General features: G+C 66.3%; 7 protein-coding genes and 2 pseudogenes. 4 read left to right on the top strand and 5 right to left on the bottom strand.

Features of this window, described 5'->3' with window-relative positions; translation table 11 throughout:
* Nucleotides 1–88: 88 nt before the first annotated feature.
* The 4 genes and pseudogenes from ALC15_RS47020 to ALC15_RS40475 form a co-directional block, all read right to left on the bottom strand.
* Nucleotides 89–445: a hypothetical protein gene (locus ALC15_RS47020; RefSeq protein WP_244486491.1), complete on the bottom strand. Its 357-nt coding sequence runs from the start codon at nucleotides 443–445 to the stop codon at nucleotides 89–91.
* A gap of 269 nt (nucleotides 446–714) precedes the next feature.
* Nucleotides 715–2,127: pseudogene (locus ALC15_RS40480) on the bottom strand (hydantoinase/oxoprolinase family protein); the annotation flags it as partial.
* Between the two features lie 7 nt (nucleotides 2,128–2,134).
* Entirely contained in the window at nucleotides 2,135–2,569 is a 435-nt protein-coding gene (locus tag ALC15_RS47430) for a hydantoinase B/oxoprolinase family protein (protein ID WP_283806344.1), read from the bottom strand.
* Nucleotides 2,570–2,613: 44 nt separating this feature from the next.
* Nucleotides 2,614–3,717, bottom strand: a pseudogene (locus tag ALC15_RS40475) (hydantoinase B/oxoprolinase family protein); the annotation flags it as partial.
* 302 nt (nucleotides 3,718–4,019) lie between these two features.
* Here ALC15_RS40475 and ALC15_RS40470 point away from each other — a divergent pair.
* From ALC15_RS40470 to ALC15_RS40455, 4 genes are read left to right on the top strand one after another with little or no spacing between them, the layout of a single operon-like run.
* The gene (locus tag ALC15_RS40470; RefSeq protein ID WP_050632089.1) at nucleotides 4,020–4,517 is read left to right on the top strand and encodes a DUF305 domain-containing protein; all 498 of its coding nucleotides are present in this window, start codon (nucleotides 4,020–4,022) and stop codon (nucleotides 4,515–4,517) included.
* Nucleotides 4,517–5,974 carry a YncE family protein gene (locus tag ALC15_RS40465; RefSeq protein WP_050632088.1) on the top strand — a complete coding sequence of 486 codons (1,458 nt, stop codon included), beginning with the start codon at nucleotides 4,517–4,519 and terminating at the stop codon, nucleotides 5,972–5,974. Before ALC15_RS40470 ends, ALC15_RS40465 begins: the two co-directional genes overlap by 1 nt.
* The gene (locus ALC15_RS40460; RefSeq protein ID WP_050632087.1) at nucleotides 5,971–6,501 is read left to right on the top strand and encodes an RNA polymerase sigma factor; all 531 of its coding nucleotides are present in this window, start codon (nucleotides 5,971–5,973) and stop codon (nucleotides 6,499–6,501) included. The genes ALC15_RS40465 and ALC15_RS40460 overlap by 4 nt, the downstream gene beginning before the upstream one ends.
* The gene (locus ALC15_RS40455) at nucleotides 6,498–7,262 is read left to right on the top strand and encodes an anti-sigma factor family protein (RefSeq protein ID WP_050632086.1); all 765 of its coding nucleotides are present in this window, start codon (nucleotides 6,498–6,500) and stop codon (nucleotides 7,260–7,262) included. The genes ALC15_RS40460 and ALC15_RS40455 overlap by 4 nt, the downstream gene beginning before the upstream one ends.
* A gap of 13 nt (nucleotides 7,263–7,275) precedes the next feature.
* On the opposite strand, the gene ALC15_RS40450 is transcribed toward ALC15_RS40455, so the two are convergent.
* Nucleotides 7,276–8,520 carry an MFS transporter gene (locus ALC15_RS40450; protein ID WP_050632085.1) on the bottom strand — a complete coding sequence of 415 codons (1,245 nt, stop codon included), beginning with the start codon at nucleotides 8,518–8,520 and terminating at the stop codon, nucleotides 7,276–7,278.
* Nucleotides 8,521–8,712 lie beyond the last annotated feature (192 nt).

Raw genomic sequence — 8,712 nt, 5'->3', positions numbered from 1 at the left:
GGCTTTCTCCACAATGTGACCGGTGGAGAGACCCCCACCCCGCCCCTCCCCCGCAAGCGGGAGAGGGAGCGCAGTTCCCACGCGGCGATCAGCGCAATGTTATGTCGAGCCAGCCCAACGGGTTGACCGTGACGCGGTCGCCATCATCGACCAGAACCGTGGTGGTTTCGGCCTCGATCACAGCCGGACCGGCCAGCGATTGCCCCGGCTTGAGGTCGTCGAGCGCATACACCGGCACCTCGCGCCAGGCACCGAGCCAGGCCTGCCGCTTGCCGCGCGGCGTGCAGGGCGCACTGGACGCGGCATTTCCGGCATCGCTGCTGCCGGGCGCGACCTTGCCGACCGCGGCCACGCGGGCGTTGACGAACACCACCTCCTGCCCGCGCGAGGCATAGGTGTAGAGCTCCTCATGGCGGCGGTGGAAGCGGTCCTCGATTTGCGCCACGAGGTCCGCGGCGTGAGATCGAGATCGCCGAGCGGTACGTCGATCTCGAACACCTGCTCGCCATAGCGCATCTCGGCCGAGCGCTCGATCGCGATGCCGCCCTTGAACCAGTCGCGCAGCCGCCCCGCGGCCTGCGCTTCCAGCGCGGCAAACAAGGCGCGCACCTCGTCGGCGGAAATCCGCCCGGTACCGAAATGCGTGCGGCTGACCTCGTAACGCAGATCGCTGGTCAGCATGCCCCAGGCCGACAGCACGGAGGCCACCGTCGGCACGATGATGCGCTTGATCTCGAGCTCGCGCGCGACCTCGGCGGCGTGCATGCCGGCGGCGCCGCCGAAGCTGAGCAGCGCGAATTTGCGGGGATCGACGCCGCGGCGCAAGGTCATCAGGCGGATGCCGGCGGCCATCTTCAGATTGATCATCTTGTACATGCCGGCGGCAGCCTCGATCCGCGACAGCTCGAGCGCTTCGGCGATCCGGTCGACGGCGGCTTCCGACGCCGCACGATCTAGCGGCCGCGCCCCACCCATGAAGGCGGCGGCATCGAGGTAGCCGAGCACGACATTGGCGTCGGTGACTGCAGCCGCGGTGCCGCCATTGCCGTAGCAGGCCGGCCCCGGCACCGAGCCCGCGCTCTCCGGCCCGACCCGCAAGGTGCGGCTGCCGTCGACGCTCGCGATCGAGCCGCCGCCCGCGGCGATGCTGGCGATGTCGAGGCTGCGCAGCGCGATGCGCTGGCCGGCGAGCATGCCGTCGGCCGACAGCGAGGCGTGGCCATCCGCGATCAGGGAAATATCGGTCGAGGTGCCGCCCATGTCGAACGGCACGAGATCGGGAATGGCGAGCATCTCGGCGCAGCGGCGGCTGCCGGAGATGCCGCCGGCCGGGCCCGACAGCACAGTGCCCGCAGCGAGCCGAGAGGCTTCCTCCACCGGCGCCATGCCGCCATGCGACAGCACGACGAACAGCGAGCCCTTGAAGCCCGCCTCGTGCAGGCTGCGCTCCAGATTGGTGAGATAGCGCCGCACCGTCGGCTCGACATAGGCGTTCACGATGGTGGTCGAGACGCGCTCGTATTCCTTGATCTGCGGCAGCACGTCGCTGGAGCGCGACACGCTGACATCGGGCAGCTCCCTTGCCAGCCGCTCGACCGCGGCGAGCTCATGCACCGGGTTGAGATAGGCGTGCAGGAAGCAGACCGCGATCGAGTTCGCACCTGATCGCTTCACCTCGGCAATGACGTTGCCGAGCGCGGCAGCGTCCAGCGCCACCGCCGTGCTGCCGTCGGCCTTCAGCCGCTCGCGCACGCCGAAGCGGCGCTCGCGCGGCACCAGCGGCTCGGGCGGCGGCGTGCGCAGATCGTAGCGATCCGGCTTCAGGCCCTCGCGCATCTCAACGACGTCGCGATGGCCCTCGGTGGTGAGCAGCGCGACCTTCGCGCCCTTGCGCTCCAAGAGCGCATTGGTCGCAACCGTGGTGCCGTGCACCAGGCGATCGGTCGCAGCCAGCATCGCCGCGCGCGTGACGCCGAGGCGCCGCGCCAGCTCTTCCAGTCCGGCCATCACGCCGATCGACTGATCGGCCGGCGTGGACGGCGATTTCGCGAACACGGTTCGCCCGGTTTGATCCGTCGCAACCAGATCGGTGTAGGTGCCGCCGACGTCAACTCCAATCGTATACATCGCTGCCCTATACCGCCTTCGAAACCAGACCTTGCGCGACGTCGCGCGCCCGCGCCTCAGCCGAGCGCTTCTCGGGCGGCCCCCAGCCGCCGCCGCCAGACGAGCGGATCTCGAGGCAATCGCCGGGGCGCAGCTCGATGCCGACCTCCTTGGTCTTCAGCACGCGCGGCTCGCGGCCTTCCGACAGGAGACGATAGCGATGCGGCTCGCCGTCCTTGCCGCCGAGCATGCCGCACGGGCCGTGTCGCGCGCCGTCACCGGCGGTGTTGCCGCGGGCCGGCTTTTGCGTCTCCAGCACCATGTCGAGCGCCACACCGAGCCCGCCGCGATGCTGGCCGTCGCCGCCGGAGTCGGCGCGGAATTCGTGCTGGCGGAAATACAATGGAAAACGTACCTCGCGACCTCGATGCTGCCGAATTTGAGCCCGCCGACCGAGTGCCATTCGCCGATCGAGGAATAGCCGTCGCCGCCGGGTGATGCGCCGCCGCCGGGTCGCGCCTGGAACATGTGCCAGATGAAATTGCGCCCGTTGCGCGGATCCTCGCCCTGGATCGCGATGCGAAAGCGGCGGCCCCATCCGCCCATCACGCGATCCGGACAGGACGCCGACATCGCCTTGATGATCGCTTCGACGATCTCGTTGGAGGGATGGCTGGTGCACAAGGTCACGGGACGGCCGGGATCGGCCCACACGATGGTGCCCTGCTTCGCCACCACCTTGAGCGGCCGCAGCGCGCCGGTGTTCTTCGGAATGTCGGCGTCGATCAGATAGGCAAACGCCATCGCGACCGCGGCCTGCATGTTGGCATGCGACGAGTTGACGAAACTGGTCGACTGCGGATCGGAGCCGGTGAGATCGACCTCGATGTCGCTGCCTTTTTTCGTCACCTTGGCGGCGATCTTGATGTCGGTGCGGCCGTGGCCATCATCATCGAGCAGCGCCTCGCCATAGAACACGCCATCCTTCCAGGTCGACACCACCGCACGGGTCTGCTGCTCGGTAGCATCGAGGATCGCCTCGATCGCGGCCTCGACCGTTTCCGCGCCGAATTCGCTGAACAGCTTTGCGACGCGCCGCTCGCCGAGATGCGCGGCGCCGAGCATCGCCGCAAGGTCGCCGCGGAATTCTCTGGGGTTGCGGATGTTCAAGGCCAGCAGGTCGAGCAGATCCTCGCGCGGCTTGCCGGCCTCATAGAGCTTGATCGGCGGAATCCGGATGCCTTCCTGATAGATCTCGGTCGCGGCCGGATTGTAGGCGCCGTGGGTGGCGCCGCCGATGTCGCTCTGATGCGCCCGCACGATGGTCCAGAGCAGCCTTTTTCCGCCGTCGAACACCGGCACGAAGGCGGTCAGATCAGGCAGATGGCTGCCGCCTTGATAGGGATCGTTGAGCAGGATGACGTCGCCGGGCGCGACATCCTTGAAGCGTTCCTCGACCGCCAGCGTCGCCCATGGCAGGGCGCCGACATGCACCGGGATATGATCGGCCTGCGCGATCAGCCGACCGCTGGTGTCGCAGATTGCCAGCGAAAAATCGCGGCTGGAATTGAGGATCTGCGAATAGGAGGTGCGAAGCATGGCTTCGCCCATCTCCTTGACGATCGACGACAGGCGGTGCTGGACGACGGAGCGGGTGATCGGATCGATCTTGGCGGACATCTTGGCCTTATTCGCGCCCCGGCGGGCGCAGGGAGGATCGAGAACCGGTCAACCGAAACCGGAATTCCCTCTTATAACCAGACGCTTCCAGATCGCAAACCGCGGCGCCGGGGCCGCAGAATTCATTCCGCCGTTCAGTAATTCGTGATCGGCACGAATCCTCGCTCCTCCGACGGAATAGAATTCGCCGTCCTGCGTCCCACCCGTGCCAGCCAACTTTCAGGGTGAACGTGATGATCCTGCGATTCTTCAGACCCGGCATCGGCGCCGCGCTGCTCGGCGCGCGTGTGCTGTTTGCCGTTGTTCTCTCCCCGGTAGCGCTCGCGCAAGAGGCGCACCAACCGGCCTCGACCGCGCAGTCGGCCGAAGAGAGCGCCTTCCTCGCCGAGAACGATGCGGCAATGACCAAGATGATGAATGACATGGCCGCCCAGCCGAGCGGCGATATCGATCGCGATTTCGTCGCGATGATGACGCCGCACCATCAGGGCGCGATCGACATGGCCGTGATCGAGCTCCGCTACGGCAAGAACGAGCGCCTGCGCCGCATCGCGCAGGAGATCATCGTCGAGCAGCGCCAGGAAATCGACGCCATGAAGCTCGCGCTCGGCGAACAGGTCACCGACACGACGCCCGCCCCCACCCAACCCGGCGCGAAACCCGGCCCGGCGGCAGGCAGCCACGATCACATGAACATGCACCACGACATGATGAAGCAGGAGAACAAGTGATGACGAGGCCGTTCCTGAAGGGCCTGCTGGCCACCAGCATGATCGTGATGTCGACGTCCGCCTTCGCCGGACAGGCGCCTGGCGCGGCGTCCACGCCCGACATTCCGATCAGCCATCACGACCGCGTCTACGCCGCCGAGCAATTCTCGAACACCGTGTCGGTCACCGATCCCGTCGACAACAAGCTGCTCGGGGTGATCCGGCTCGGCGATCCGCAGCCCGGCAATTTCAGCCCGCTCTACAAGGGACAGGTGCTGGTCCACGGCATGGGCTATTCGCCCGACCATCATACGCTTGCCATCGTCTCGATCGGCTCGAATTCGGTGACCTTCATCGACACGGCAACGAACACCGTCAAGCACGTCACCTATGTCGGGCGTTCGCCGCACGAGGCGTTCTTCACGCCCGACGGCAAGGAGGTCTGGGTCACGGTGCGCGGCGAGAACTATATCTCGGTGATCGACGCACAAAACTTCAAGGAAACGATGCGGATCGAGGTGCCGCCGGGACCGGGCATGCAGATCTTCTCGCCCGACGGCAAGTATGGCTACATCTGTTCGTCGTTCAATCCGGAAACCGACGTGGTCTCGGTGGCCGATCATCAGATCGTCGCGAAGGTGAAGCAGGAAAGCCCGTTCTGCCCCAACATCGCGGCGAGCCCCGATGGCGAGCAGGTGTGGTTCACGCTGAAGGATACCGGCAAGACGCAGGTGTTCAACGCCAGGCCGCCGTTCAATCCAATCAAGACCATCGACACCGGCCCGATCACCAACCACGTCAATTTCGCGAAGACGGCGAAGGGGACCTTCGCCTACATCACGATCGGCGGAACCAACGAGGTCAAGGTGTTGCGCACCGATGATTTTTCGCAGGTGGCGACCATTCCGGTCGGCAATCTCCCGCACGGCGTCTGGCCGTCCGGCGACGGCACGCGGATCTATGTCGGCCTGGAGAATGCCGATGCGCTGGCCGCGATCGACACAGCGACCAACAAGGTGATCGCCAATATCCCGATCGGCCAGGCGCCGCAGGCCATAGCATATGTGCCGAACGCCGCACCAAATCCCGGTGATCGCCAGAACCTGCAAGACCTCGGCCTCGCCGGTCAGACCGCCCACCTCACGCTCGCGCCGAAGCAACACGCGAAGGGAGACCAGCCGCCGACCAGCGTCTCGCTGTTCGATCAGGGTCTGATCCAGGTGGTGCAGGCATCGGTCACGGGGCTCGAACCCAGGCAGCACTACGTGCTAGCATTGGCCGAGCATGCCGACGGGACGGGATCGGTGCAGCCGCTCGCCACCTTCGTGACCAATCCGGCGGGTTCGGCGATCGTCAACGCCACCGGACCGATCCGTCAGATCGTGCAGAGCGCGGCCAAGGCCGAACGGCGCTATCTCGTCATCACATCAGGCGAGCCGGCGAAGCTCGGGGCCGTGATCCAGGTACAAGCGCCATGAACGATATGCTGCACCAGATCGAGCCGGTGATTCCAGCGCTGCGCCGCTATGCGCGTGCACTGGTCCGCAACCATGCGGCCGCCGACGATCTGGTGCAGGACTGCCTGGAACGCGCGGTCAGTCATTGGGAGCAGCGGCGCGACACCGGCAGCCCGAAGTCGTGGCTGTTTGCCATTCTGCACAATCTCGCCATCAACCAGTTCCGCAGCGCAGCCGCGCGTGTCCAGCACATTGCCATCGACGAGGCAGGCGAGCACGAGATCGGACAAGATGCGGTGCAGGAACAAAAGATGATCTATCAGGACGTGCTCGGGAAGCTAGCAAAGCTTCCCGACGAGCAGCGCGCCGTGCTGCTGCTCATCGCCGTCGAAGACCTGAGCTATGCGGAGGCCGCCAAGGTGCTCAACATCCCTATCGGCACCGTGATGTCGCGCCTGTCGCGGGCACGTGAGAGATTACAGCAGGAACTCGAACGGCCCGCTGATCACCAGCAGGGGAATGTCGTGCAGTTGCGGAGCAAGCCATGAGCAATCGCCCGATCTCGGAGGACGATCTGCACGCCTATGTCGACCATGCGCTCGAGCCCGAGCGTCAGGCCGAGGTCGCCGCCTATCTGGAGAGCCACCCGGATGTGGCCCGGCGTGTTGCGTCCTTTTCCGACCAGCGCACCATGCTGCGTGCCGCGCTCGCACCGATTGCGGAGGAGCCGCTGCCGCCGCAGCTCAATCTGTCCCGGATCATCGAGAGCAAGCGCCGCCGTCCCGCCTCCTTCCGCTGGGCGATCGCGGCGATGCTGATGCTTGCAATCGGCGGTGTCGGCGGGTGGGCGATCCGCGGCGCGACCGAAGGCCCCGCGGGCGGCCTCGCCGCGCTCGCCCAGGAGGCAAGCGACTCCTACAAGGTGTATGCCTCCGATCGGACCCGGCCGGTCGAGCTGCGCGACAGCGCCGAGTTGGTGCAGTGGGTTTCGAACAGGTTGCAACAGCCGGTCAAGTTGCCGGACCTGACGAAGTCGGGGTATCGCCTGATGGGCGGACGCGTGGTGCCGACTGCGCACGGTCCGGCGGCGATGTTCATGTATGACGACGATCATGGCGAGCGGCTCGTGGTCCTGACCCGTCCGATGACGTCAGATCAGAACGCGCCGATGGCCGCGCATTCGGGTGGTGACGTCGCGGGCTTCTCCTGGGCCGACGGCGGCACGGGCTATAGCGTCGTGGGACCCCGCAGCGTCGAGGCCCTGCGGCCGCTTGCCAACGAAATCCGCAAACAGGCGCAGGCGATCTGATCGGGGAAGAGCGCTAAGCCTTGGTATAGGCCCAGAACAGCACGACCCCGATCACCAGCGCGGCGGCGATGAACAGCAGCACCGCCGGCAGCCCGAACAGCGCCGCAACGCCGGCGGTGCTCGATTGCAGCAGCGCCGCGCCGAGGAAGAACGCGAGGTTGACCGACGACAGCGCCTTGCCGGTGTTCTGGGCGTCGACCAGTTGCCGGGTCATGCCGTAGATCAGCGGCTGCGCCGACGTCGCGAGCCCGATCAGGATCAGCAGCGCCAGGTCATATTGCGTCGGCATCACGGCAACGCCGAACAGGTTCGAGACCGGGAAATGCGGCGCGCCGGCCGCCATCAACACCAGCAGCAATGCGGCGACGGCATGCGTTGCCGCCACCATGGTGCGGCGATGCCCGAACTTGCGATCGAAAGCGCCGATACAGGCCGGACCAATGATCATCGCCAGCGTGAACAGGCCGAGCACATTGCCGGCCTCGATGCGGCTCAACCCCTTCACGTCCATCAGCCACGGCCCACCCCACAAGCCGCGCAGGGTCAGCGATGCGCCGAGCGACACCAGCGACAGCGCGATCAGACCGCGCAGGCCGCGCGACAGGCCGAGCCGCAACACCTCGGCCATCTGGTGCAGCGGCGAGGACTCATCCGCATGCGCCGCCGGCTGCCGCGGCACCAGCGTGAACACTGCAACCAGCACCGCAATGCCGAAACCGGCCGAGACCCAGAAGCCGGCACGCCAGCCGAACTGATCGACCACGAAGGCCAGCGGGCTCGCCGACAACAGCATCCCGATATTGCCGATCGAGAGGATCAGGCCGGACCACAGGCCGAACTTTGCCGCCGACATCTGCTTGGCAGCCAGCGTCATCGGGCACATCAGCATGCCCGAGGTAGCAACGCCGAGCATCAGCTGTCCGAGCACGAAGCTCGCGGGACCGGTAGCCAGCGCCGAGACCAGCGTCCCGACCACGGTACCACAGAGCAGGCTCAGCGACACCGGCCGCACACCAAAGCGGTCCATCGCGGCACCGACCGGGATCTGCGAAGCGGCGAAGGAGAAATGATAGATCGAGGTGAGGCTCGCCAGCGCCTGCGGCGAGGTGCCGAAATCCCGCGCCATCAGGTCGAGGCTGATCGCCGGGATCGTCCGCAGCAACGTCGACAGCATGTGGCCCGAGGCCAATGCCAGAAGCGCCAGAACCAGGGCACGGAACCCGATCCCCGCCTCTTCCTTCGTCACCACGCCGTCCATGAATCGCCTATTCCCCAAGCACCCTGGGGAAGGGGCGTAACATTATTGGGCTGATGCTGCCAACTTTGGAGGCATGCGGATTGGGCTCGGGTTATCCGCAGACTCGCCTTAGCTCTCCCGCTTGCGGGGGAGGTCGACGCGCGAAGCGCGGCGGGTGGGCGCTCTCTCCGCGATATGACCCGCGGAGAGAGC

The sequence above is a fragment of the Bradyrhizobium viridifuturi genome (assembly GCF_001238275.1).
Lineage (GTDB): Bacteria > Pseudomonadota > Alphaproteobacteria > Rhizobiales > Xanthobacteraceae > Bradyrhizobium > Bradyrhizobium viridifuturi.
Note: the sequence above shows the minus strand (reverse complement) of the source record. Positions and strands in the feature narration are given on the sequence as shown.

What these genes read in the sequence shown, in the direction of transcription:
- ALC15_RS40455 (WP_050632086.1), top strand. Translation starts at nt 6,498, where the DNA reads ATGAGCAATCGCCCGATCTCGGAGGACGATCTGCACGCCTATGTCGAC.
- ALC15_RS40460 (WP_050632087.1), top strand. Translation starts at nt 5,971, where the DNA reads ATGAACGATATGCTGCACCAGATCGAGCCGGTGATTCCAGCGCTGCGC.
- ALC15_RS47430 (WP_283806344.1), bottom strand. Translation starts at nt 2,569, where the DNA reads ATGGCACTCGGTCGGCGGGCTCAAATTCGGCAGCATCGAGGTCGCGAG.
- ALC15_RS40470 (WP_050632089.1), top strand. Translation starts at nt 4,020, where the DNA reads ATGATCCTGCGATTCTTCAGACCCGGCATCGGCGCCGCGCTGCTCGGC.
- ALC15_RS40450 (WP_050632085.1), bottom strand. Translation starts at nt 8,520, where the DNA reads ATGGACGGCGTGGTGACGAAGGAAGAGGCGGGGATCGGGTTCCGTGCC.
- ALC15_RS40465 (WP_050632088.1), top strand. Translation starts at nt 4,517, where the DNA reads ATGACGAGGCCGTTCCTGAAGGGCCTGCTGGCCACCAGCATGATCGTG.